A 25,033-nucleotide genomic window follows, 5' to 3' on the forward strand; every position below is an offset into this window, starting at 1 on the left:
GGCCTGTGCTTCTTCGCCCGCCCGTCCTTCCCGCCGTGCGCGCGACCGCCGCGCACGCGCACTCCGTACGTGAATTCCGTACGCGCGCCTCGTACGTGTCGTACGTGAACTTGTCACAGCAACACCGTTCCAGGGAGCTGTTGTCCATGAGCGCCGAGCCAACGGGGCAGAACGAAGACTATCTCCGCGTCCTCCGGCGGCGCTTCAGCGACTGGAGGGGCAGCCGTCCCTTCTGGGCAGGCCTGTTGGTCCTGCTCAGCGGCTTCCCGATCATGTACTTCCCGTACGCGAATCTGCAGCTCGGTCACCTCACGCTCGCCATGGCGACGACGGGCGGCTCGGGCTCCCTCATCATCGGCGTGCTGCTGGTGGTGCTCGGGGTCAGCCTGTGGTTCCAGCGGCATGTACGCACCTTCGCCGGTACGGCGGCGATCCTCCTGGCGCTCGTGTCCATCCCCGTCTCCAACCTCGGAGGCTTCGGCTTCGGCTTCCTGCTCGCGCTGATCGGCGGTGCGCTGGCCATCGCCTGGGCGCCCGGTGGCGACGAGGCGGCGGTGCCGTCCACGTACAGGACCCCGGCACGGTCCCGGGCTCCCGAGGACACGACAGCCCAGAACACGGCACAGCAAGGTGCGGTCCCCCTGCACAAGGGCGACGCCCCGGAGCCCGCGGCAGCGGGCTCGATGAGCGGGGCGGCGAACGGCGAGGGCGACGACCTGTCAGGTACCACCCCCACGAACGGGACGAACGGGAGGCACAGTGCCGGCTGACGAGGTGACCCACGGGACTTCGGTGGGAGAGTCCCGTGCGAGATCCGGACCGCGGCACGCGGCGCCCAAGAAGCCCCTTCTCACCCGGCTGAACATGCCGGCGGGCAAAGCGATAGCCCTGGCGGCCATGCCCACGGCGGTCCTCATGGGCATGGGCTTCACGCCCACCACCACCCTCGCCCGCGCCGAGGACCCGGCGAAGCTGAGTCTGACGGCCGACGAGTACAAGGACTGCGTGGAGGCGCTGGAGGGCGCCGAGGAGGGCACCGACACGTCCGCCTCGCCGACCCCGACGCCGTCCGCCTCCGCGTCGGAGAGCGCCGACTCCCCGGACGACGAGCCCAAGGACGAGGACACGTCCTCCGACGACGGCTCCTCGGACGACTCCGCCTCGGACGACTCCGGATCCGACGACTCCGCCTCCGGCGACTCGTCCTCGGACGGCTCCTCTTCGTCGGATTCAGGTTCCGACGACAAGGAGACGGCCGGCGACTCCACGTCGACCGACACCGCCGACACGTCCGCCGGCGACGCCACGGCCACACCGTCGGAGGCCGCCTCCGAGAGTGGGAGCGGCAACGTCCTGGAGGACATCGGCAACGCGATCGAGGACGTGTTCACGCCGGACGACGAGGAGACGGAGAGCACCACGCCGTCCGCGTCCACCAGCCCGTCCCCCTCGCCCTCGGCCTCGGAGGACGCCTCCGGCTCGGACGAGGACGAGGACACGGGCTCGGACTCCTCCAAGGACGCGCAGGACACGGCCGACGACGCCACCGACAAGGTCGAGGACACCGCGAAGGACGTCACCGACACCGCCGGGGACACCAAGGACACCGCCGAGGACACCGCGGACGACGCGACCTCGACGCCGAGCCCGTCGCCGAGCGAGAGCACGGACACGGAAGGCTGTCCGGTCGCCACGGACGACGAGAGCGGCGTGGAGAAGGGCATCCCGGCGCTGCCCGACGACCCCTGGTACCTCAACGCCAGTTCGCTGCTGCTGAAGGGCGCCGACTACCAGGGCATCGTCAAGGTGAAGACCGCCGACGGCACGGTCAAGGAGGTGCTGAAGTACGTCATCTCCGACGGCACCGACATCGGCGACCTCCACCAGACGGTCGACGACAAGCAGGCCGGCGTGACCTACCACGTGCAGGCCGGCAAGGGCACGACGTCCACGATCCGCGACGGCAAGACGGTCATGTACACCGAGAGCATCTCCGGCAACCTGCTCGGTCTGATCCCGGTGACCTTCGACCCGAAGCACCCGCCGCCGCTGAACATCCCGCTGATCTACTTCACCAAGGTGAAGGTCGTCCAGGCGGGACAGTTCGGCGGGACGCTCACCGTGCCGGGGCTGCACCAGTACACCACCGACTGAGCAGCCGCCACGGCCGGCCGAGCGCCGTACAGGACCCTTCCGGGAGCCGCAACACACCGAGGGCGCCCCCTGTTCCAGGGGGCGCCCTCGGCGTTGTCCTACGGCACCTGCCGCGACGGCGTCAGTCGCGGGCGCCGCCGCCCAGGTGGTGCACCCGGACCATGTTCGTGGTGCCCGGGACGCCGGGGGGCGAGCCGGCGGTGATGACCGCGATGTCGCCCTCACTGAAACGGTTGAGCTTGATCATCTCGTGGTCCACCAGGTCGACCATCTCGTCGGTGCTGTTCACGAACGGCACGACGTGCGACTCGACACCCCAGCTGAGCGCCAGCTGGTTACGGGTGGACTCGTCGGTGGTGTACGCGATGATCGGCTGGGAGGCGCGGTAGCGGGACAGCCGGCGGGCGGTGTCACCGGACTGCGTGAAGGCCACCAGGGCCCGGCCGCCGAGGAAGTCGGCGATCTCGCAGGCGGCACGGGCGATCGAACCACCCTGCGTACGCGGCTTCTTGCCCGGCACGAGCGGCTGCAGACCCTTGGAGAGGAGCTCCTGCTCGGCCGCCGAGACGATCTTCGACATCGTCCGGACCGTCTCCAGCGGGTACGCGCCCACGCTGGACTCCGCCGACAGCATGACCGCGTCCGCGCCGTCCAGGATCGCGTTGGCGACGTCGGACGCCTCGGCGCGCGTGGGGCGGGAGTTGGTGATCATCGACTCCATCATCTGGGTCGCCACGATCACCGGCTTGGCGTTGCGGCGGCACAGCTCGATGAGCCGCTTCTGCACCATGGGGACCTTCTCGAGCGGGTACTCGACGGCCAGGTCGCCACGGGCGACCATCACGCCGTCGAACGCCATCACGACGTCGTCCATGTTCTCGACGGCCTGCGGCTTCTCCACCTTGGCGATGACGGGGACCCGGCGGCCCACCTCGTCCATCACCTTGTGGACGTCCCGCACGTCGCTCGCGTCCCGCACGAAGGACAGCGCCACCAGGTCGCAGCCCATCCGCAGGGCGAACCGCAGGTCCTCGACGTCCTTCTCGGACAGCGCCGGCACGTTCACGGCCGCGCCGGGCAGGTTGATGCCCTTGTGGTCGGAGATGACACCGCCCTCGATGACCTCGGTCCGCACGCGCGGGCCGTCGACCTCGATGACCTTCAGCTCGACGTTGCCGTCGTTGATGAGGACCTGGTCGCCGGGGGAGACGTCACCGGGCAGCCCCTTGTACGTCGTACCGCAGATCTGCTTGTCGCCCGGCACGTCCTCGGCGGTGATGGTGAACTCGTCACCGCGCACCAGCTCCACCGGACCCTCGGCGAAGGTCTCCAGACGGATCTTCGGGCCCTGCAGGTCGGCGAGGACACCGATGGCCACGCCGGTCTCGGCGGCGGCGGCCCGGACCCGGTCGTAGCGGCCCTGGTGCTCGGCGTGGCTGCCGTGGCTGAAATTGAAACGGGCCACGTTCATGCCGGCCTCGATGAGGGCGACCAGTTGCTCGTGGGAGTCGACCGCGGGGCCGAGAGTACAGACGATTTTCGAACGGCGCATGGGGCGATCCTATCGGTTTGTTTCGCTACGGAATATTCCGTCTGGTGGAATGTACAAATGGGCGGCTATGCGCTCAGCCGTGTTACCCGTGTGTATTGCTCAGCTGTTCTGTTCTTTGCTCGGTTGTCTTTGCTCGGTTGTCTTCGCTCGACCGTCTTGCTCAGTTGTTCTTTTCGAAGCTCATATGTGGCTCAGTCGTTCTTTCCGACCAGCGCGTACGTCTGCGCCGCGATCTCCAGTTCCTCGTCCGTCGGCACCACCGCGACCGCGACCCGCGCGCCGGCCGGAGAGATCAGCCGCGGCTCACCGCTCCGTACGGCGTTCAGCTCGCCGTCGACCGCGAGGCCCAGCCCCTCCAGGCCCGCCACGGCCGCCGCCCGCACGGGCGCCGCGTTCTCGCCGACACCGGCCGTGAACGCGACCGCGTCCACCCGGCCGAGCACCGCGTAGTAGGCGCCGATGTACTTCTTCAGCCGGTGAATGTAGATGTCGAAGGCCAGCTGCGCCCGCTCGTCGCCCTCGTCGATCCGGCGGCGAATTTCCCGCATGTCGTTGTCGCCGCACAGCCCGATCAGACCGCTCTTCTTGTTGAGGAGAGTGTCGATCTCGTCCGTGGACATTCCGCCAACACGCATCAAATGAAAGATGACGGCCGGGTCCATGTCTCCGGACCGCGTACCCATCACGAGCCCCTCCAAAGGCGTCAGACCCATGGAGGTGTCCACGCACCGGCCGCCCTCGACCGCCGAGGCGGACGCCCCGTTGCCGAGGTGCAGCACGATGACGTTCACCTCGGACGGGTCCTTGCCCAGCAGTTCGGCCGTGGCCCGGGAGACGTACGCGTGCGAGGTGCCGTGGAAGCCGTAGCGCCGGATGCGGTGCGCGTCGGCCGTCTCGACGTCGATGGCGTAGCGGGCGGCGGACTCCGGCATCGTCGTGTGGAACGCGGTGTCGAAGACGGCGACCTGGGGGAGATCGGGCCGCAGCGCGCGGGCGGTCCGGATGCCGGTCAGGTTGGCCGGGTTGTGCAGCGGCGCGACCGGGATCAGGCGCTCGATCTCGGCGAGCACGGTCTCGTCGACGACGGTCGGGTGCGTGAAGCTCTGCCCGCCGTGCACGACACGGTGCCCGATCGCGGCCAGCTCGGGGGAGTCGAGGCCGAGCCCGTCCTTGGCCAGCTCCTCGGCGACGGCCTTCAGGGCGGCCTCGTGGTCGGCGATCGGCCCGGTGCGCTCGCGGGAGGCGCCCCCGTCGGTGAGCGGGGTGTGCTTCAGCCGGGAGTTCTCCTCGCCGATCCGTTCGACCAGCCCCACGGCCAGCCGGCCGCTGTCGCGCATGTCGAGCAACTGGTACTTCACCGAGGAGGAGCCGGAGTTGAGAACGAGGACGCGGGTGGCGGTCACGGTGGTCGGGTGCCTTCTGTCGTCGGTGGGGGTCACTGGGCGGCGGGTGCGGCGGGTGCGGCGGGTGCGGCGGGTGTGCCGGCGGGGGACGCGGGAGTCTGGGCCTGGATCGCCGTGATGGCGACCGTGGTGACGATGTCCTGGACGAGCGCGCCCCGGGACAGGTCGTTGACCGGCTTGCGCAGCCCCTGCAGGACCGGCCCGACCGCGAGCGCGCCGGCCGACCGCTGCACGGCCTTGTAGGTGTTGTTGCCGGTGTTGAGGTCCGGGAAGATCAACACCGTTGCCTGGCCCGCGACTTCGGAGTCCGGCAGCTTGGTCGCCGCGACACTCGGCTCGACGGCGGCGTCGTACTGGATCGGCCCCTCGATCAGCAGGTCGGGCCGCCGGGAGCGCACGATCTCGGTGGCCTCCCGCACCTTGTCGACGTCGGCGCCCGAGCCGGACGTCCCCGTGGAGTACGACAGCATCGCGATCCTCGGCTCGACCCCGAACCGCCGTGCGGTGGCGGCGGACTGGACGGCGATGTCGGCGAGCTGCCGGGCGTTCGGGTCCGGGTTGACCGCGCAGTCGCCGTAGACCAGCACCTTGTCGGCGAGGCACATGAAGAAGACGGACGAGACGATGTCGGCGTCCGGCTTGGTCTTGATGATCTCGAAGGCGGGCCGGATGGTGGCGGCGGTGGAGTGCACCGACCCCGACACCATGCCGTCGGCGAGCCCCTCCTGGACCATGAGCGTGCCGAAGTAGTTCACATCGGACACGACGTCGTACGCCAGCTCGACGCTGACGTTCTTGTGGGCGCGGAACTGGGCGTACTTCTCGGCGAAGGAGTCCCGCCACTCGGAGGTCGCCGGGTCCACCAGCATGCTGTCCCCGAGGTCGATGCCCAGGTCGGCGGCCTTCTTGCGGATCTGTTCGACGGGCCCGAGCAGGGTGAGGTCGCAGACCCCGCGCCGCAGCAGCACCTCGGCCGCGTGCAGGACGCGCTCCTCGGTGCCCTCGGGGAGGACGACACGGCGCTTGTCGGCACGGGCCTGTTCGAGCAGCGTGTGCTCGAACATCATCGGCGTGACGCGGTCGCTGCTCGGCGCGGAGACCCGGCCGCGCAGCTCGGCGGTGTCGACGTACCGCTCGAAGAGCCCGAGCGCCATCTCCGCCTTGCGCGGTGTCACCGCGCTCAACTTCCCCTCCATGGAGAAGAGTTCGGAGGCGGTGAGGAAGGAGCCGGTCTCGACGGCGACGACCGGCGTGCCGGGGGCGAGGCGGGCGGCCAGGGTGAGGACTTCGTCGCTGGGCCGCTCGTCGAGGGTGAGGAGGACACCGGCGATGGGCGGGGTCCCGGCGCTGTGGGCGGCGAGGGCGCCGACGACGAGGTCCGCGCGGTCGCCGGGGGTGACGACCAGACAGCCCGGGGTCAGGGCGTTGAGGAAGTTCGGCAGCATGGCCCCGCCGAAGACGAAGTTCAGCGCGTCGCGCGCGAGCCCCGAGTCGTCGCCGAGGAGGACCTTGCCGCCGAGGGCGTGGGTGATCTGGGCGACGGTGGGCGCGGAGAGCGCGGGCTCGTCGGGGACGACGTAACAGGGCACGGGGAGAGGCAGCCGGGAGTCGCCGAGCCGCTCGGCTATCTCGGTGCGGTCGGCGGGCGTGACGCGATTGACGACCATGGCGAGGACGTCACAGCCGAGGCCGTCGTACGCGCGATAGGCGTTGTGCGTCTCGGCGGCCACGGACTCGGCGGTCTGCTTCCGCCCGCCGACCACGGAGATGACGGAGGCGCCGAACTCGTTGGCGAGCCGGGCGTTGAGGGAGAGCTCGTCAGGGAACTGCGTGTCGGCGAAGTCCGTACCCAGGACGAGGACGACGTCGTAGTCGCGGGCGACGCCGTGGAACCGCTCGACGAGTGTGGAGACGAGTTCGTCCGTGCCGTGCTCGGCCTGGAGCGTGGACGCCTCGTGGTAGTCCATGCCGTACACGGTCGCAGGGTCCTGGGTGAGCCGATAGCGGGCGCGCAGCAGGTCGAAGAGCCGGTCCGGTCCGTGGTGCAGCAGCGGCCGGAACACCCCCACCCGGTCGACCTGGCGGGTCAGGAGCTCCATGACCCCCAGCTCGACGACCTGGCGGCCGTCGCCGCGGTCGATACCGGTCACGTACACGCTGCGCGTCACGTGTGCTCTCCGTTTCATGTGGGACGTGTAGGACGTGTGGTTCGGTAGGTGGGTTTCGGTAGGTGGGTTCAGTAGGTGGTTTCGGTAGGTGGGAACGAAAATCACCGTCGTGGTGGACGGAAACCCTCTTGACAATACCTCTGACCATGGATAAGGCGCCCATCAGCTTGGCGGTGGCGGCGGGCGGACGGTGGCCGTGCGGTGGGGGAGCCGTGGACGGGGGTGGACGGGCGCGGCGCCCCCCTGGCGGCCGTGAAACAATCGGACTGGCTCATAAGTAACAACACCGATCAGGACGATCAGGACGAGCAGGAGACACAGCACGATGCGTATCGGAGTTCTCACCGCAGGCGGCGACTGTCCGGGCCTGAACGCAGTGATCCGGTCGGTCGTGCACCGAGCGGTCGCCCAGTACGGCGACGAGGTCATCGGCTTCGAGGACGGCTACGCCGGCCTCCTCGACGGCCGCTACCGCACCCTCGACCTGGACTCCGTCAGCGGCATCCTGGCCCGCGGCGGCACCATCCTCGGCTCCTCGCGCCTCCAGCGTGACCGGCTCCGCGAGGCCTGCGAGAACGCGCAGGACATGGCGCACCAGTTCGGTATCGACGTGCTGATCCCGATCGGCGGCGAGGGCACGCTGACGGCGGCGCGGATGCTGTCGGACGCGGGCCTGCCCGTGGTCGGCGTCCCGAAGACCATCGACAACGACATCTCGTCCACGGACCGGACGTTCGGCTTCGACACGGCGGTCGGGGTCGCCACGGAGGCGATGGACCGCCTGAAGACGACCGCCGAGTCCCATCAGCGGGTGATGGTGGTCGAGGTCATGGGCCGGCACGCGGGCTGGATCGCGCTGGAGTCGGGCATGGCGGCGGGCGCGCACGGCATCTGCCTGCCCGAGCGCGCGTTCGACCCGGCCAGCCTGGTGAAGATGGTCGAGGAGCGGTTCGCCCGCGGCAAGAAGTTCGCGGTCATCTGTGTCGCCGAGGGCGCCCACCCGGCCGAGGGCTCGATGGACTACGGCCACGGCGAGATCGACCAGTTCGGCCACGAGCGCTTCCAGGGCATCGGCGCGGCCCTGGCGTACGAGCTGGAGCGGCGCCTCGGCAAGGAGGCCAAGCCGGTCATTCTCGGTCACATCCAGCGGGGCGGCACCCCGACCGCGTACGACAGGGTGCTCGCCACGCGCTTCGGCTGGCACGCGGTCGAGGCCGCGCACCGGGCCGACTTCGGCCGGATGACCGCGCTGCGCGGCACCGAGGTGGTGATGGTGCCGCTGGCGGAGGCGGTGACCGAGCTGAAGACGGTGCCGAAGGATCGGATGGACGAGGCGGAGTCGGTGTTCTAGGTCGTTCCGCCTGCGGTGCGGCGGGCGCGGGTCAGTAGGCGGCCGTGCGCTGGACCAGTGACCAGAAGTGGTCGACGATCCGGTCCAGGTAGTCGCGGCCGGTGTCGCCCGAGTCGGTCGCGGCGGTGCCGTTGGCCCAGGTGAGGGTGGCGGCCACCAGGCCCTGGTAGTCGGCGTGCATCTCCTGGAGGACGTCCTCCAGGAGATGCCGGTCGAGGGCCAGTAACTTGGCGGTCGGTCGCACGTAGGCCTTCCAGCGCGTGGTCACCGCGCTGCGGAGCAGATCAGTCAGCTTCGCCTCGCGTCCCGTGACGGTGATCAGGTCGGGCAGTGAGAGGTCGAGCACGTCGGCGAGGGCGGCTGACTGTCGATCGGTACCGCGCCACTCCTCGGTCTCCTCCATGCCGAGGTAGGCGGAGAGTTCGAGGCCGACCGCACGGGCGATGTCCTCGGCGGCGATCCCTTGGGCCATGCGGTGCTCGCGCAAGGTCCTGGGTGTGCCGGTGAGTTCATTCGTGGAGCACCACAACACGCCCGCTAGCGCGGTGAGTTCGGGGTTGGTGGGTGCGACGGCGCCGTGTTCCCAGGCGGCGACCATGTCCGGGGTGACGTACGGGAGCCCGTACGAGGAGCGCATCCCGTAGGCGACGTGCTCGGGGCCCATGCCGAGGGCGATACGGAGTTGCCGGGCGGCGGGGGCGTTGAAGGGCGGGGTGGGGGCGGGGGGTTGAGGGTCCGAGTACGGGCCCGGGTCCGCGTAGGGGGCCGGGTGCGGTTGCGGGTACGGGTGCTGGGGCTGCCGTTCGTGGGCTGAGCGTCGGTGCACGCGCACAACGTAGGGGTGCGCGGCTGCGGTGACTACGCGCTGTTCGGCCACAATCACGGATTGTGGGAATCTACGGTTTGTGGGGGTGGTGGGCTCCGAGTGATCGGAGTGGCTTGCTGGGTATGGGTGGCCGTATGACGAAGCTGGACGGACACATACGCGAGCGCCTACTGGCTCCGAACTTCTGGCACTTGGCGACGGTCGGGCCGGACGGGGCGCCTCAGGTGTCACCCATGTGGGTGGACATCGAGGCCGACGGAGACGGTGGCGGCGAGTACGTCATGGTCAATACGTCGGTCGGGCGGGTGAAGGAGGAGAACCTGCGCCGCAACCCGCTCGTCTCCTTGTCCCACCACGACCCCGAGAACCCCTACGACCGGGCCGAGATCCGGGGGCGGGTAGCGCGGTTCGTGGAGGGCGAGGAAGCGGACCGCGCCATGGACCGGCTCACCCGGAAGTACATCGGCGAGGACCGCTATCCGTGGCTGCTGCCCGGGGAACGCCGCCTGATGATCCTGATCGAGCCGGTGCGGGTGCGGCGGGTGGTGGGGGTGGAGCCGTTTCGGGCGGGGGTGCTGCCGGAAGGGTGAGGGTCGGGGGTGGCGTGTGGCGGGGGGCCGGCTTGGCCCTGGTCCGGGACCGCGATGGGGAAGTTCCGTCGGGCGACGGCGTCCGGTTGGCGCCCACATGTACAAAACACTTCCCCCACCACCCCATGCACCAGCACCAGCACCAGCACCAGCGGCTCAGGGCAAGGGGGGGAGGGTGTTCGTAGAGGGGGGAGGCTAGGGCTTTTCGAGGCTGCTGGCGTACGCGCGGGCTTGGGTGGCTCGGTCCGTGGCGTTGGCTCGGGTGAAGGCGTCGGCAGCGCGGAGGTAGTGGGCGCGGGCTTCCATGGGGCGATGGGCGTCGTCGTAGGCGAGGGCCAGGTTTTCCAGGGTTTGGCCTGCGCCGTACCAGTCTTCGAACTCCTGGCAGACCTCCAGATCCTTGTCGTACGCCTTGATGGCTTCCTCCACCCGGCCCGTCTCCTGCAAGGCGAGCCCGAGGTTGTTCCATGCCCTGGCCTCACCCTGGCGGTTGCCGGCCGCCTGGTACAGGTCTCGGGCGCGGATATGGGCGGTGATCGCTTCATCCATCCGGCCCGCCTCCTGCAAGGCGTTGCCGAGGTTGTTCCATGCCCTGGCCTCGCCGTGGTGGTTGCCGGCGGCCTGGCAAAGGTTCCGGGCGCGAATGAGGGCGTCGACTGCCTCGTCCGCCCTGCCCGCCTCCAACAAGGCGATGCCGAGACTGTTCCAAGCCATGGCCTCACCGTGGCGGTTGCCGGCGGCCTGGAGCAGGTCTCGGGCGCGGATATGGGCGGCCATGGCTTCATCCATCCGACCCGCCTCGCGCAAGGCGATCCCAAGATTGTTCCACGCGCCGGCCTCACCGAGGCGGCTCCCCGCACGCTGGGCGGCCTCCTGCGCGGCACGGGAGACGGTGATCCCGTCATCGAAGTACCGCCGCCAAGAGAGATACTCTCCCAGGCACTCCGCCAGCAGCACTGCTGTATCCGCGAACCGCTCCTCGCGCGCCCACAACACCGCTGCCACCAGTCCCTCCCGTTCCCGGTCAAACCACGCCAGCGCCTCCGCTCGATCCGAAAATTGCTCCGGTTCCTCCATGCCGGGCAGCCACCGCAAACGGTCATCAGCCGCTGCCGCCCATCGGTAATAGAACTCAAGCACGCGCTCCCGTGCAGCCTGCCCCTCTTCCCACAGCCCCTTGTCCGCCGCGACCATGCCCGTCCCGAACGCCCGTACCAGGTCGTGCAATCGCCACCGAGGCATGGACGTCGCCTCCTTGCCGTTCTGGACGGACGCGACCAGATGCGTGGCGGCCAGGTCTTCCAGAAGCGACAGGGTGGAATCCGTGTCCAGGACGATCAGAGCGGCCACCGCCTCCGTCGTGGTTTCCGAGCCGGGGGCGAGGCTCAGCAGGCAGAGCAACCGCGCCTGGTCGGGTGGCAGTCGGCGGTACGAGGTCTCCAGAACGGGGCTGAGGGCGAGTGAGCGACCGTACAGATCCGTGCCGGAACGACCCTTGTCGAACGCTACGGTCGGATTCTCGGCCTTCTTGATCTCGGCTACCAGCGAGGCGATGCCGCGGTATCGCCGCCGCCGGAGCATCGCGGCTGCAATCTGGAGTGCGAGAGGCAAGTGGCCGCAGAGTGCCGTCAGTTCGCCCAGAGCCTCCTCCTCCCGAGCTGGACGGTCGTCACGTTCGTCGGAGTCGTGCAGGGCCCCGCTGATGAGGGCGACGGACTCGTCCGGATCGAGCGCTTCGAGGTCGATGATGCGTACGGGGAGGTCGTACGGGCGGTTTCGGGACGTGATCAGCACTCGGTGCTGGTCCGTGCCGGGCAGCAGGGGGAGGTACTGCGACGGATCCGAGGCGTTGTCCAGGATCAGAAGTATCCGGTCCTGTCGCTCGGTGAGAAGCGCCCGGTATGCGTCATACTGCCGTTCGATCCTCTCCGGTAGTTCTCCATCGCGTACGCCCAACGCGTCGAGCAGTGCCAGGACCGCCTGGTCGGCGGTGACCGGGTTGTCGTCGTAGCCGCGCAGGTCGACGAAGAGGGTTCCACCGGGGAACCAGCCCTCGGCGCGGGCCCGGTGTGCCGCCTCCACCGCGAGGGCGGTCTTGCCGATGCCGCCCATGCCGGTGACGGCGGAGATGAGGAGGGGGAGTGGCGCGGTGTCCTCGTCCCGGGCGGGTGCCAGGCGAGGGAGGAGGCGGTCCATCTCCGCTGATCGTCCCGTGAAACCGGGAGGACGTGGCGGGAGCGTGGCTGTCGCGACCGGGACCGGGCCGTGGACGTGTCCCCGGACCTGGCACTGGTCTTGGCCCTGGTTCCGGCCCTCGTTCCGGTTCCGGTTCTGGCTCTGGGGTCTATCGTCCGTCCGACTTGCCGGTGACAGGCCCGTAGAAGGTGCCTCGCCGGAAGTCGATGTGGTCGCCGCCGTACGAGGCTCCGCCGTCGTGGCGGCGCAAGGGACCCTCCTGGGAGTCGGAGGAACCGCCGCCGCGTGGCCGGTGTTTGCGGAGGACACCGACGGCTACCGAGGCGGCTTGCTTGGCGGCCAGTTCCTGGGAGCCGGAGGCGTCGGCCTTGTGTTTGTGGCGGTTGGCGCGGTCGCTGATGCCCCGGATGACGAGGGCGTCCACCTGGCCGTTGAGGTGGGCCGCGTGGGCGGCGCCGGAGCCTTCCATCTCGATGGCGCAGGCGTCGTTGTAGTGCAGGCGGATGTGTTCGGCGAGTGCGGACCTGTCGTCGGCGAGGACGACGTCACCGCATGCGATCGGCTTGAGATGGCCTCGTACGTCCGTCATGTCCCGCAGCGCGGAACGGGCCGCCGGCACGAGTCGGCCCGAGCCGTGCCAGACCTCGGGCCGGGCCTGGAAGCCCTTGGTGGTCTGCTTGCCGCCGTGGATGCCGTACACCTTCGTACCGACCACCACGTCACCGATGTCGATGTCGTCCTTGAGTCCGCCCGCGACTCCCACGAAGAGCACCACCTGCGGGCGGAGCCACCCGACGATCCGCGTGGTCAGCGCGGCGGCGTGCACCGCGCCCTCGCCCAGTTCGGAGATCGCCACGGTCCAGGAGGTGCCCTCGATGCGGCCTACCTCGACGCGGGCACCGTCCTCGTGGACGAGTTCCTCGGGGTCCAGGTCTGTCAGCAGCGCGCGTACGGCGTCGTACTCCACCGAGAGCGCGGTGAGGATGACGGCCGTTACGGGGCGGGTGTCGGTTTTGGCCACCTGTCCAAGGTACTGCCAAGTCGACGGCGCGGCGGGGGTGTTGGTCTGGGACAGACGTGCACGGCCTCGGTGGCGCAGAGGTCGGCGAGGCCGGAGCGAACTCTCCTGTGACGCCTTACCGTTGATTCACGGTGCGGAGCGGGGGACGGAACGGCTCATGAAGGCAGCGTTGCTTGCGGCCCTGGCCGACGGTGCGGGCGGGGACGCCGGGCGCCGGGCGGTGGCGGAACTGGCAAGGGTGTTGGGACGGGATGCCGGTGCGTCCGCTCGAGTCCTCGCGGAAGCGGCCCACCATCCCGACCAGCGGGAGTCGGTGCGGGCCTGGGGCGACAGCGTGGCGAAGCTGCTCGCCGTCGATCCTGAAGTCGCGCGTACCGTGGCCGGGGCCATGGACGAACATACGGCGGGCAGTGGCTCGGCCTGGTACGACGGTGATCACACCGACTTCCGGGGCGGGCTCTTCCTGGGCGAGGTGATCGGCGTTCAGGTTGTGGTGCAGCAGCAGAGGGGGACCGCCGCGCCGGAGGCCATGGCCTCACTGCCGACGAGGCCCGGCGGGTTCACCGGGCGGGACGAGGAGACGTCCGCGTTGCTGCGTGCGCTCGACGGCTCGACGGCCGTCCTCGTCAGCGCCGTGTCCGGGCTCGGCGGCATCGGGAAGACCGCGCTCGCCGTCGAGACCGCGCACCTGGCGTGCGAGGAGGGGCGGTTCCCCGGCGGGGTGCTCTTCGTCGACCTGCATGGGTACGACGAGGAGCCGGTCACGGCTGATCAGGCGCTCCAGTCGCTCTTGCGGGCACTTGGGGTTCCGCCGGAACAGATCCCGGCCAAGGCGGACGACCGGGCGGTCCTCTATCGCTCGGTGCTCGCGGAGAGGGGGAGAGAGCGAGGGGCGGTGCTGGTACTGGCCGACAACGCGTCGTCGCCGGACCAGGTACGGCCGCTCCTGCCGGGCGACCACCGGCATCGGGTGCTGGTCACCTCCCGCGACCGCCTCACCCAACTCGGGGCCCGGCTCGTGCCGTTGGACCAACTCACACCGGAGCACGCCCGGGGACTCCTCGACCTCGCCCTACGGACCGCCGAACCCGAGGACAGCCGCGTCACGGACGACGGCGACGCGGCCGGGCGACTCGCCGCCCTCTGCGGACACCTGCCGCTCGCACTCCAGATCGCGGCCGCGCTGCTGGTCGAGGACCTGGGCATGCCGGTCGCGGAACTTGTCGACGAGCTCGCGGCATCGCGCGACCGGCTCGCCCAGCTCGACGACGGGGAGCGCAGCGTCCGGGCCGCCTTCGACCTGTCGTACCGGCGGCTGCCGCCCGAGCAAGCCCGGCTGCTGCGTCTGCTCGCCCTCGCGCCGGGGTCCGAGGTGAGCGACGAGGTCGCCGCCGCGCTGGTGGGGGCCGAGGCTCCTCCGCTGGGAGAGCTGCGGGCACTGGCTCGTGCGCACCTTGTCGAGCGGGGGAGCGGGCGCGGGTGGTGGCGGTTGCATGACTTGGTGCGGGTGTTCGGGGTGAGTGTCGTGGCGGGTGATGTGGGGTTGTTGGAGGAGGGGGAGGGGGCTCGGGGGCGGGTGCTGGAGGTCTACTGGCGGTGGGCGGCAGCGGCGGATACCCGGTTGCAGTGGTTGCCGGGTGCGCCGGTGCCAGAGCGGTTTGAGGACCGAGGGGAGGCATTGGGGTGGTTTGACGGGGAGCGGGCGGGGTTGGTGGCGGCGGTGTCGTGGGGGCAGGAGGAACGGTTCGCGGACACGGCGCTGAGACTGTCCGAGCGCCTGCCGGTGTATCTCGACTGGCGGCGGTATTTCGACGACTTGGTGACAGTGTGCCGAACTGCGCAGGAGGCGGCCCATCGTGTCGGCAATAGTCTCGGAGAGGCCATGGCGTGTAACAACCTTGGTGTTGCCCTGCGGGCGGCGGGCCGGGCGGAGGAAGCCATCGACGCCCTCTCATACGCCCTCGACCTGTACCAAGCTGCCGAGGACCACTATCGGGAGGCTGGTGTGTGGAACAACCTCGGCAGCGCCCTGCATGTAGCGGGCAGGGTGGAGGAGGCGGTTGAGGCCCATACCCGGGCCTGTGACCTGTATCAGGTGGCAGGGGACCGTCACCGAGAGGCTGGTGCATGGGTAAACCTCGGCCTCGCCCTCCAAGTAGCCAACAGGGTGGAGGAGGCGATTGAGGCCCATACCCGGGCCCGTGACCTGTACCAGGCGATCGGGGACCGCCACCATGAGGCCCACGCGTGGAATGGCCTCGGCATCGCCCTACGGGCAGTGGGTCGGATGGAGGATGCGGTCGAGGCGATCGGCCACGCTCTTGAGATCTACCGGGAGTTCGAGGACTGGTACTGGGCAGGCGTTGCCCTGCAAAACTTGGCCCGCGCCCACGGGGCCGCACACCGACTCGTCGAGGCCCGCGCCCGCTATCTCCAGGCCGCCGACGCCTACACCCGGGGCAACGCCCCCGCCGAAGCCGCCCAAGCCCGCGTCTCCGCCGCAGAACTGGAAGCCTTTACCTCCCACCCCCTCACCCCTTGACCGCCCCACCCAGCGCAAACCCCCCACCCAACCGCCGAGCCACCCCCACATACAACAAAATCACCGGCGTCGAATAAGTAACCGAGAACGCCGCCAACTGCCCATAAACCACCGTTCCTCGATTCCCGAAGAACTCATTGATGCTCACCGCCGCCGGCATCTGTTCCGGTGTGAGCAGCAGCATGAACGGGACGAAGAAGTTCCCCCACATCATCACGAACGAGAAGACGGTCACCACCGCGACGCCTGGTCCCATCAACGGCAGCACCACCCGCATCAGCGACTGAAGTGACGACGCGCCGTCCGTCCACGCCGCCTCCTCCAGTTCCTTCGGCACCCCGTCCATGAAGTTCTTCATCAGCCAGATCGCGAACGGCAGTTGGGACGCGGCGAAGAAGAAGATCGTGCCCTGCAAGGTGTCGATCAGGTTCACCTGGACGAACAACGCGTACACCGGCACCATGATCGCCGTGATCGGCAGGCTCGTCGCGAAGAGGATCGTGAGGAGGAAAGGCCGGTTCAGGCGGGACCGGAACCTCGACAGCGGATACGCCGCCAGCGCCGCGCACACCACCGTCAACGCCGTTCCCCCGCCGCACAGCAGCAGGCTGTTGAGCAGCGGCGTGAAGGTGATCTCCGGGGTCAGGACCGCGTCGAAGTTGTCCAGGGTCACGCCGTCCGGGAGTTTCACCGTCAGGTTCGCCTGCGGGTCCACGGACGAGAGGACCACCCAGGCCAGCGGGAGGACGAAGGTCGCGGCCACGACGAGGAGGCCGAAGTCCGCGGCCAGGCGGTGGCGGATCGTCCGGCGGGAGGCGGGCGTTCGGGTCTTCAGGTCTGTCACGACACTCACACCTCAGTTCGCAACAGCCGCAGGTAGACCGCAGAGAACAACGACCCCACCACCAGCAGCAACAGCGCCACCGCCGTGCCGTAGCCGATCATGCTTTTCTGGAACGCCTCCTCGTACATGAACAAGGGGAGGGTTTGGCTTTTTCCGCCCGGGCCGCCTCTCGTCATGACCCAGATCAGGCCGAAGACGGACAGAGTCTGGAGCGTGATGAGCATCAGATTCGTGCCGATCGAGCGGCGGATCATCGGCAGCGTGATGTGCCACATACGGCGCCAGCCGCCCGCGCCGTCCACCTCCGCCGCTTCCGTGATCTCCTTCGGGATCTCGTTCAGGGCCGCCGAATAGACCAGCATCGAGAACGCCGTTCCCCGCCAGACATTCGCGAACGACACCGCCAGAATCGGAAGCGTGTACAGCCAGTTCTGGGTGGGGAGATGGAGCCAGTCCAGGACGGCGTTCAACGTCCCTTCTCGGCGGAAGAAGGCGTACAGGAGGAATCCCGCCACCACCTCCGGAAGTACCCACGCCGTGACGACGATTCCCCCCACCAGCGTGCGAACCGGTTTGGACGCGCGTTGCATCAGAGCCGCCAGTGCCAGGCCCAGCGTGTTCTGGCCGAGCAGGGCCGATACGACCGTGAAGACCAGGGTCAGCCAGACCGCGTTGAGAAAGGCCTCGTCCCCGAATGCCGTGCGGAAGTTCTCGAAGCCGATGAAGGAGTCCTCGGCCTGGCCGGTGAGTTGGAGGTCGGTGAAGGCGATGTAGGCGCAGTAGGCGATCGGGCCTGCCAGGAAGAGGAGCAGGAGGACGGTGGCGGGGGTGAGGGGGAGGACTCGGGTGGCGGTGCGCAGTGCCGGGTGGGGCACCGGCCCGGACGTAGCCCTTGTCTGCCCCTTCATACGCGGGGGCTCACTCTTCGATCACCTGGTCGTCCGTCGCCGCCTTCAACTCCTCGTCGTAGTTCTTCGCCGCCTCCGCCACCGAGGCATCCCCGGTCGTCACGGATTCCATCGCTTCCTGGATGGCCGTGGAGACCTTCGGATACGCCGGGTACGCGGGGCGGTAGTGCGTGCTCGACACCAGGTCGGTGAAGAACCTGATGCCGGGCTGGGCCTCCGCGTAGGCGGGGTCGGCCGCCACGTCCTTGCGGACCGCGATTCCGGAGTTGGCGATGTACCACTTCTGGGCGTTCGCCTTCGTCTGCATCGTCTCGATGAACTTGAAGGCCAGGTCGGGATTGGCTGCCTTGTCGGGGATGGCCCAGGTCCAGCCGCCGGACATGCTCACCTTGCCGGGGGACTGGCCGTTCTGGGTGGGCATGGCGGCGAGGCCGAGTTTCTCCGACCACTCGGGCCATTCGTGGCCGCTGCCGGGCAGCCAGTCCTGGGGGAGCCAGGAGCCGTCCAGGTTGATGCCGAGCCTGCCTTCGGGGAGGAGTTCGCCGCGGACCCGGGTCGAGATGTTCGGGTCGAGGGCGTCGGAGACCTCCGGGCCGAGCTTTTCCTCGTAGACCGTCTCCACGAAGGTGAGGGCGTCCTTGAAGCCCTGCGTGCCCGCCTTCCATTTCTTCGACTTCTCGTCATACAGGGGATCGCTCGCCCCGGCGGCCGTGGCGCCTTCCGTGCCGTAGAGCAGCATTTCGAAGCCCTGCATGGTGGCGGCTTCGCCGGCCGGTTTGCCCGTGTAGACGTTCAGCGGGATGACGTCCGGGACTTTCCGCTTGATGGTGCGGGCGGCGTCGAGAACGTCCTCCCAGGTCTTGGGCTGCCAGTCAGCAGGCAGGCCCGCCTTCTCGAAGATCGCCTTGTCGAACCACAGGCCGCGGGTGTCTGTGCCGTCCGGAACGCCGTACGTCTTTCCGTCCTCGGCCTTCGCCGCGGTCTTGGCCGTGTCGATGAACTGGTCCCAGTCCTTCCAGTCGGCCAAGTAGTCGTCCAGGGGCTTCAGATAACCGCTCGTGATGTCGGAGTTGATGAGGAACGTGTCCTCGTAGACCAGGTCCGGGGCCGTCTTCGGCGAGCGCAGCATCTGCTGGACCTTGGTGTAGTACTCCGAGTCCGGGGCCTTGATCGGGACGAGTTTCACCTTCTTGCCCGGATTCGCCTTCTCGAACTGCTTCTTGACGTCGGCGAGGAAGGTGTCCATCACGCGGACCTGGTTGTCCGTGGACTGTTTGTAGGAGACCTCCACCGTGTCCGGATCACTGCCGGAGCCGTTGCCGCAGGCGGTGAGTGCGCCGGGGGCGGTGATCGCCAGGGCTGCGGTGAGGAGGAGGCGGAGGGGGGATCGGCGGGGGTGGGGTGCGGTGGGGCGCACGGGCACGACCTCCTGCTGGCTACGTCCTTGTGGCCTTGGGTGGTGCCCGGTGACGGTAAGGGGAGTGGTCTAGTCAGGTCAATGCGTCTGCACCGGTTCCCCGTAAGGTGCTGAGCAAGTTGTCTGAGCAGAGGCTTTGTTGGCGCTGGGTAGGGGGCACGGGTGTCGGACCGGGATGACGTCACCGTCGGGCAGTTGTTGCTCGTCGAGTATCAGACCGTCAAGGACGAGCAGAAGACGCGGATCGGGTTCCGGGACAATCTGCTCTACGTCACCCTCACCGTGCTCGCCGCCGTCATCGCCGCCTCGGCACAGGCGAAGCAGCCGGCGATGCTGCTCGCGCTGCCGCCCGTGTGTGTCGTGCTCGGGTGGACCTACCTCGTCAACGACGAGAAGATCTCGGCGATCGGGGCGTATGTGCGAGGGGAACTCGGGCCGCGGCTGGCCCAGCTCGCCGGTGCGGAGAAGGCTTTCGACTGGGAAGTCGCGCATCGGGCCGATGCGCGGAGACGCTCCCGCAAGGCCATCCAGTGCGGGATCGATCTGCTGGCCTTCTGTGGCGTGCCGTTCGCCGGGCTGCTGGTGTACTGGGTGAGCGGTGAGACGAGCGCGGGGCTCGTCGCCCTCTCCGGCGTCGAGGCGCTCACGGTCGTCGGGCTCGGGGTCCAGATCGTCCTCTACGCCAGGCCCTTCAGGCCTTCTACGCCCTCCACGACCTCCCCGCCCTCCGGCTGACGGCGGGCGCTAACCCTTCACCCACCGATACTGCAACTCCGGCCGCCCCACCTGCCCGTACTGCGGACTCCGCGCCGCCCGCCCGGCATCCACCAGGTGCTCCAGATACCGCCGGGCCGTGATCCGCGAGATGCCGACCGCCTCCGCCACCCCGGCCGCCGTCAGGCCCTCGCCCGCGTCCCGCAGGGCCACCGTCACCCGCTCCAGCGTCGGCGCGCTCAGCCCTTTCGGCAGTGCCGCCGGGCCCGGCGCCCGTAGCGTCGCCAGCGCCCGGTCCACCTCGTCCTGGCCGCTCGCCTCGCCCGCCGCCGCGTGGAACTCGGCGTACCGCACCAGCCGGTCGCGCAACGTCGCGAACGTGAACGGCTTCAGGACGTACTGCACCACCCCCAGGGACACACCCTCCCGCACCACCGTCAGGTCCCGCGCCGACGTCACCGCTATCACGTCCGCGTGGTGGCCGGCCGCCCGCAGGGAGCGGGCCAGCTGCAGGCCGTGTACGTCCGGCAGGTGGAGGTCCAGCAGCAGCAGGTCCACCGGCATGCGGTCCAGCGCGCGCCGCGCCTCCGCGCCCGTGTGGGCCTTGCCGACCGCCGTGAAGCCGGGGACGCGGCCGACGTACATCATGTGCGCGTCGGCGGCCACGGGGTCGTCCTCGACGACCAGGACTCTGATGGGATCGGCACCGGTCATACGTCGTCGCCTCCAGCCACAGTGGCCCGAGGGGCCTGGACAGCCTGCACCGTCTTGTCGCTACCGGTGGTGCGCAGTGGCAGCCGCACCTCGAACCGGGCCCCGCCGCCGGCCGCCTCCGACACGGTCAGTGTGCCCTCGTGGCGGCGCGCGGTCTGCCGTACGAGCGCCAGGCCCAGACCCCGGCCGCCCGGGCCCGCCGGTTTCGTCGAGAAGCCGCGTTCGAAGACGGCCTCCGCATGGGCCGGGTCCACGCCGCTACCCGTGTCCGACACGCTCAGCACCAGCACGGAGTCGTCCGCCGACCCGCCCGCGTCCCCGGGCTCGTCCGCGTCCTGAAGCGCGTCCGACTCGTGCGTGTACGCCGTCACCGTCACCCTCGCCCCCACCGACCCCTGCGCCGCGTCCACCGCGTTGTCGATCAGGTTGCCCAGGACCGTGACCAGGTCACGGGCGGGGAGGGACTCCGGGAGCAGGCCGTCGTCGATGCGGCTGTCCTCGGAGACCACCAGCTCGACGCCCCGCTCGTTCGCCTGGGCGGCCTTGCCCAGCAGCAGGGCCGCCAGCACCGGTTCGCTCACCGCCGCCACGACCTTGTCCGTCAGGGCCTGCGCCAGTTCCAGCTCCGCGGTGGCGAAGTCGACCGCCTCGTCCGAGCGGCCCAGCTCGATGAGCGAGACGACCGTGTGGAGGCGGTTCGCGGCCTCGTGCGCCTGGGAGCGCAGCGCCTCCGTGAAGCCGCGTTCGGAGTTCAGCTCGCCCGTGAGGGACTGGAGTTCCGTCACGTCCCGCAGGGTGACCACCGTGCCGCGGCGCTGGCCGCCCGACACCAGTGAGGTGTTCACGACGAGGACCCGTTCGGCGGTGAGGAGGACCTCGTCCACCCTCGGCTCGGAGGAGAGCAGGGCGCCCGTCAGCGCGGCCGGCAGGCCCAGGTCCGCCACCGAGCGGCCGACCACGTCCTGCGTCACCCCCAGCAGCTCCCGCGCCCCGTCGTTGATGAGTGCCACCCGGTACTGGCCGTCGAGCATCAGCAGGCCCTCGCGCACGGCGTGCAGGGCGGCCTGGTGGTAGTCGTGCATGTTGCTCAGCTCGGCCGCGTTCATGTTGTGGGTGTGGCGGCGCAGGCGGGCGTTGACGATATAGGTGCCGATGCCGCCGAGGGCGAGTGCGCCGGCGGCCACGCCGAGGAGGGCCGTGAGCTGCCCCTCGGCGCGCTCGCTGATCGCCTGGACCCTGATGCCGGCGCTGACGAGGCCGATGACCTCGCCGTTCTCCACGACCGGGGCGACCGCGCGGACGGACGGGCCGAGGGTGCCCGTGTAGGTCTCGGTGAAGGACTCGCCGTTCTGGGCCTTCTCTATGTGGCCGAGGAAGTGCTCGCCGATCCGGTCGGGGTCGGGGTGCGTCCAGCGGATGCCGTCACGGGTCATGATCGTGACGAAGTCGACGCCGGCGTGCTGCTGCACCTGCGTCGCGTACGGCTGGAGCCGCCTGGTCGGCTCGGGCGTGTGGATCGCCGCACGGACCGAGGGGGCGTCGGCGACCGTGGCCGCCACGGCGAGGGCCTGGCGGCGGGCCGAGTCCTCCGCCTGGGAGCGGTCGCTGACGTACGTGAACAGCGCGTATCCGGCCACGACGGCAGCGATCAGCACCGCCTGTACGGCGAAGAGCTGACCGGCCAGGCTGCGGGGACGGAGACGGGGCGTGACGCGCATGGCAACAGTCTGCATCCACGGGTTGGCGTGAACTAAATGAACGGAAGGGTGACCGCCCTCACAGGGCGAGACATAGTCACACCATCGACTCGTCCAGCACATGGACAACGACAGGGAGGACGACTCCCGCCCCGGGACCCCACAACCCGAGCCGCCGGGAGCCCGTCTCCCACCCCCGGGAGGCATCTCTCCCACCACTGGGAGCCTGTCTCCCACCACCGGGAGCCCCCGCTCCCACCGCCGGGAGCCCCCGCTCCCACCGCCGGAAGCCCCCAGGCCTCCGGCCCGGAAGCCCGCCGGCTTCCACCGCCGGGAGCCCCGGCTCCCACACCCCCCGGGAGCCCCGCTCCCACCGCCGGAAGTCCCCCAGCTACCGGCTCCGGGAGCCCGCCGGCTCCCGACACCGGGAGCCGGTCTCCCACCCGGGAACCCGCCGGTTCCCACCCTGGGAGACCGTCTCCCGAATTCCCCCGGTCGTGAGCCGCACGCCGGAGACGAACGAGCCGACGATGTCGTCGACGAGGAGGGCAGCCGTGGCCAGCACCGCCCATACGGCACCTACCGCACCCGCCAAGCGGGACCGCACCCACTACCTGTACATCGCCGTGATCGTGGCTGTGGCCATCGGCATCGCCGTGGGCCTCATCGCCCCCGACTTCGCCGTCGAGCTGAAGCCCATCGGCACCGGCTTCGTGAACCTGATCAAGATGATGATCTCGCCGATCATCTTCTGCACGATCGTGCTGGGCATCGGCTCCGTACGGAAGGCCGCGAAGGTCGGCGCCGTCGGCGGTATCGCCCTCGTCTACTTCACGATCATGTCGCTGGTCGCGCTCAGCATCGGTCTGGTCGTCGGCAACATCCTGGAGCCGGGCACCGGCCTCGCGGTGACCGACGCGATCAAGGAGACCGGTCAGGCGCAGGTATCGGCCGAGGCCAAGGACACCACCGAGTTCCTGCTCGGCATCATCCCGACGACGATCGTCTCCGCCTTCACCGGCGGCGAGGTCCTCCAGACGCTGCTCGTCGCCGTGCTCGCCGGCTTCGCGCTCCAGGCGATGGGCGACGCCGGTCAGCCGATCCTGCGCGGTATCGAGCACATCCAGCGCCTCGTCTTCCGCATCCTCGCCATGGTGATGTGGGCCGCCCCGATCGGTGCCTTCGGCGCCATCGCGGCCGTGACCGGTTCCGCGGGCGTCGACGCCCTGAAGAGCCTCGCCGTGCTGATGCTCGGCTTCTACGTCACCTGCTTCCTCTTCGTCTTCATCGTGCTCGCCGCGCTGCTGCGGATCGTCTCCGGCCTCAACATCCTGACGTTCTTCAAGTACCTGGGCCGTGAGTTCCTGCTGATCCTGTCCACCTCCTCCTCCGAGTCGGCGCTGCCGCGCCTCATCGCGAAGATGGAGCACATGGGCGTCAGCAAGCCCGTCGTCGGTATCACCGTCCCGACCGGCTACTCCTTCAACCTCGACGGCACCATGATCTACATGACCATGGCGTCCCTGTTCATCGCCGACGCCATGGGTACGCCGATGTCGATCGGCGAGCAGATCCCGCTGCTGCTCTTCCTGCTGGTCGCCTCCAAGGGCGCGGCGGGTGTCACCGGCGCCGGTCTCGCGACCCTCGCGGGTGGTCTGCAGTCCCACAAGCCGGCCCTGGTGGACGGTATCGGCCTCATCGTCGGCATCGACCGCTTCATGAGCGAGGCCCGCGCCCTCACCAACTTCGCGGGCAACGCGGTCGCCACGGTCCTCATCGGTACCTGGACCAAGGAGATCGACAAGGAGCGGGTCAGCGAGGTGCTCGCCGGGCGGCTGCCGTTCGACGAGAAGACGCTGCTGGACGACGGGCACGGGCCCGCGCCGGCTGCCGAGGCCGAGCCCGACGGCGAGAAGGAACTCGCCAAGGCGTAGTGGGCCTGCGGCCCTCCAAGAACGCCGTACGGCCGGGTCCTCCCCCGTAGACCCGGCCGTACGGACCACCGGGCGAAACAACTGAACAAGCTCCCCGAACACCGAGCGGCCAGGTCCTCCCCCTATAGACCTGGCCGCTCGGCTTTTGCCGTCTCCTCCTCCGTTCCCCTCGGGCTTTCCTTGACGTCGGCGTCAAGGAATACCGTCTCCCCATGCGCATCGGCGAGCTGGCGGAACGGGCCGGGACGACGACACGGGCCCTGCGGTACTACGAGGCGCGGGGGCTGTTGCCCGCGCGGCGGACCGACAACGGCTATCGGACGTACGACGAGGCGGATCTGAAGCTGTTGCGGCAGATCCGGACGCTGCAGGACTTCGGGTTCGACCTGGAGGAGACGCGGCCGTTCGTGGAGTGTCTGCGGGCGGGGCATCCGGAGGGCGACTCGTGCCCGGCGTCGCTGGCGGTGTACCGGCGGAAGCTGGACGAACTCGACGCGCTGATCGGTGAGTTGGCGGCCGTGCGGGCGTCGGTCGGCGAGCAGTTGGCGCGGGCCGAGCGGGCGCGGGAGCGGCTGGCGGCCGAGGCGGAGGTTCCGGGGGGTCCGGGGCCGGGGTGTGAACTGGGAGGCGGGGAACTGTGATCAGGGCGGCGGGTGTGGCCGAGGTGACGGACGAGGACTTCGAGGCGGAGGTGATCGGGGCGGAGCTGCCGGTGCTCGTGGAGTTCACCGCCGACTGGTGTCCGCCGTGCCGGCAGATGGGGCCGGTGCTGAGCGCGCTCGCCGCTCAGGAGGGGGAGCGGCTGAAGGTGGTGCAGCTGGACGTGGACACCAATCCGGAGACCACCCACGCCTACAAGGTGCTGTCGATGCCGACCTTCATGGTGTTCCGGGGTGGTGAGCCGGTGAAGGCCATGGTGGGCGCGCGGCCCAAGCGGCGGCTGCTGGAGGAACTCGACGACGTCCTCTGACGCCCGGACGAGAAAAGCCCCCGAGCAATTGT

General features: G+C 69.4%; 20 protein-coding genes. 9 read left to right on the plus strand and 11 right to left on the minus strand.

Going from position 1 to position 25,033, the window contains the following annotated elements; genetic code table 11:
• The first annotated feature begins 146 nt into the window (after positions 1–146).
• Both OG202_RS33645 and OG202_RS33650 read left to right on the plus strand, forming a co-directional pair.
• Positions 147–770, plus strand: a complete 624-nt coding sequence (locus OG202_RS33645; RefSeq protein WP_326577310.1) for a DUF6114 domain-containing protein — start codon at positions 147–149, stop codon at positions 768–770.
• The gene (locus OG202_RS33650; RefSeq protein WP_328224039.1) at positions 760–2,154 is read left to right on the plus strand and encodes a hypothetical protein; all 1,395 of its coding nucleotides are present in this window, start codon (positions 760–762) and stop codon (positions 2,152–2,154) included. Before OG202_RS33645 ends, OG202_RS33650 begins: the two co-directional genes overlap by 11 nt.
• A 121-nt stretch (positions 2,155–2,275) precedes the next feature.
• Here OG202_RS33650 and pyk read toward each other — a convergent pair whose 3' ends face one another.
• The 3 genes from pyk to pta all read right to left on the minus strand — a co-directional run bounded on the left by pyk (position 2,276) and on the right by pta (position 7,277).
• Positions 2,276–3,706, minus strand: coding sequence for a pyruvate kinase (gene pyk, locus OG202_RS33655; RefSeq protein WP_326577306.1), 1,431 nt, complete (start codon positions 3,704–3,706; stop codon positions 2,276–2,278).
• 191 nt (positions 3,707–3,897) lie between these two features.
• The gene (locus OG202_RS33660; protein WP_326577304.1) at positions 3,898–5,109 is read right to left on the minus strand and encodes an acetate kinase; all 1,212 of its coding nucleotides are present in this window, start codon (positions 5,107–5,109) and stop codon (positions 3,898–3,900) included.
• A 32-nt stretch (positions 5,110–5,141) separates the two neighbouring features.
• Positions 5,142–7,277 (minus strand): phosphate acetyltransferase, encoded by a 2,136-nt coding sequence (gene pta / locus OG202_RS33665; protein WP_328224040.1) that lies wholly within the window; start codon positions 7,275–7,277, stop codon positions 5,142–5,144.
• Between the two features lie 325 nt (positions 7,278–7,602).
• Here pta and OG202_RS33670 point away from each other — a divergent pair, with 325 nt between their 5' ends.
• A complete protein-coding gene (locus OG202_RS33670) occupies positions 7,603–8,628 on the plus strand; it encodes an ATP-dependent 6-phosphofructokinase (protein WP_326577301.1) in 1,026 nt (341 codons plus the stop codon).
• Positions 8,629–8,659: 31 nt separating this feature from the next.
• On the opposite strand, the gene OG202_RS33675 is transcribed toward OG202_RS33670, so the two are convergent.
• A complete protein-coding gene (locus tag OG202_RS33675; protein WP_328224041.1) occupies positions 8,660–9,454 on the minus strand; it encodes a helix-turn-helix domain-containing protein in 795 nt (264 codons plus the stop codon).
• 134 nt (positions 9,455–9,588) lie between these two features.
• Between OG202_RS33675 and OG202_RS33680 the strand changes: the two genes are divergently transcribed.
• Complete coding sequence (locus OG202_RS33680; protein ID WP_326577297.1) at positions 9,589–10,044, plus strand: PPOX class F420-dependent oxidoreductase; 456 nt, start codon at positions 9,589–9,591, stop codon at positions 10,042–10,044.
• 195 nt (positions 10,045–10,239) lie between these two features.
• On the opposite strand, the gene OG202_RS33685 is transcribed toward OG202_RS33680, so the two are convergent.
• On the minus strand, positions 10,240–12,156 hold the full coding sequence (locus OG202_RS33685; protein ID WP_327727766.1) for a tetratricopeptide repeat protein: 1,917 nt from the start codon (positions 12,154–12,156) through the stop codon (positions 10,240–10,242).
• A 232-nt stretch (positions 12,157–12,388) separates the two neighbouring features.
• Complete coding sequence (locus OG202_RS33690) at positions 12,389–13,261, minus strand: 5'-methylthioadenosine/S-adenosylhomocysteine nucleosidase (RefSeq protein ID WP_326577293.1); 873 nt, start codon at positions 13,259–13,261, stop codon at positions 12,389–12,391.
• Between the two features lie 157 nt (positions 13,262–13,418).
• Here OG202_RS33690 and OG202_RS33695 point away from each other — a divergent pair, with 157 nt between their 5' ends.
• Entirely contained in the window at positions 13,419–15,803 is a 2,385-nt protein-coding gene (locus OG202_RS33695) for a tetratricopeptide repeat protein (RefSeq protein ID WP_327727765.1), read from the plus strand.
• Here OG202_RS33695 and OG202_RS33700 read toward each other — a convergent pair.
• From OG202_RS33700 to OG202_RS33710, 3 genes are read right to left on the minus strand one after another with little or no spacing between them, the layout of a single operon-like run.
• Positions 15,793–16,638, minus strand: a complete 846-nt coding sequence (locus tag OG202_RS33700; protein WP_328224751.1) for a carbohydrate ABC transporter permease — start codon at positions 16,636–16,638, stop codon at positions 15,793–15,795. The genes OG202_RS33695 and OG202_RS33700 overlap by 11 nt on opposite strands.
• Positions 16,639–16,652: 14 nt before the next feature.
• Complete coding sequence (locus tag OG202_RS33705) at positions 16,653–17,555, minus strand: carbohydrate ABC transporter permease (protein WP_327727764.1); 903 nt, start codon at positions 17,553–17,555, stop codon at positions 16,653–16,655.
• Between the two features lie 10 nt (positions 17,556–17,565).
• Positions 17,566–18,972, minus strand: a complete 1,407-nt coding sequence (locus OG202_RS33710) for an extracellular solute-binding protein (RefSeq protein ID WP_327727763.1) — start codon at positions 18,970–18,972, stop codon at positions 17,566–17,568.
• A gap of 162 nt (positions 18,973–19,134) precedes the next feature.
• Between OG202_RS33710 and OG202_RS33715 the strand changes: the two genes are divergently transcribed.
• Positions 19,135–19,707, plus strand: a complete 573-nt coding sequence (locus OG202_RS33715; protein ID WP_327727762.1) for a hypothetical protein — start codon at positions 19,135–19,137, stop codon at positions 19,705–19,707.
• 9 nt (positions 19,708–19,716) lie between these two features.
• Here OG202_RS33715 and OG202_RS33720 read toward each other — a convergent pair whose 3' ends face one another.
• Together OG202_RS33720 and OG202_RS33725 are read right to left on the minus strand one after the other, a co-directional pair.
• Positions 19,717–20,400: a response regulator gene (locus tag OG202_RS33720; RefSeq protein WP_086753540.1), complete on the minus strand. Its 684-nt coding sequence runs from the start codon at positions 20,398–20,400 to the stop codon at positions 19,717–19,719.
• Positions 20,397–22,118: a sensor histidine kinase gene (locus OG202_RS33725; RefSeq protein ID WP_326577282.1), complete on the minus strand. Its 1,722-nt coding sequence runs from the start codon at positions 22,116–22,118 to the stop codon at positions 20,397–20,399. Before OG202_RS33725 ends, OG202_RS33720 begins: the two co-directional genes overlap by 4 nt.
• Before the next feature lie 533 nt (positions 22,119–22,651).
• Between OG202_RS33725 and OG202_RS33730 the strand changes: the two genes are divergently transcribed.
• The 3 genes from OG202_RS33730 to OG202_RS33740 all read left to right on the plus strand — a co-directional run bounded on the left by OG202_RS33730 (position 22,652) and on the right by OG202_RS33740 (position 25,001).
• Positions 22,652–24,031 (plus strand): cation:dicarboxylate symporter family transporter, encoded by a 1,380-nt coding sequence (locus OG202_RS33730; protein WP_326577280.1) that lies wholly within the window; start codon positions 22,652–22,654, stop codon positions 24,029–24,031.
• Positions 24,032–24,243: 212 nt separating this feature from the next.
• Complete coding sequence (locus OG202_RS33735) at positions 24,244–24,672, plus strand: MerR family transcriptional regulator (RefSeq protein WP_327727761.1); 429 nt, start codon at positions 24,244–24,246, stop codon at positions 24,670–24,672.
• The gene (locus OG202_RS33740) at positions 24,669–25,001 is read left to right on the plus strand and encodes a thioredoxin family protein (protein ID WP_326577276.1); all 333 of its coding nucleotides are present in this window, start codon (positions 24,669–24,671) and stop codon (positions 24,999–25,001) included. The genes OG202_RS33735 and OG202_RS33740 overlap by 4 nt, the downstream gene beginning before the upstream one ends.
• The last annotated feature ends 32 nt before the right edge of the window (positions 25,002–25,033 follow it).

The organism is Streptomyces sp. NBC_00310 (assembly GCF_036208085.1).
GTDB lineage: Bacteria > Actinomycetota > Actinomycetes > Streptomycetales > Streptomycetaceae > Streptomyces.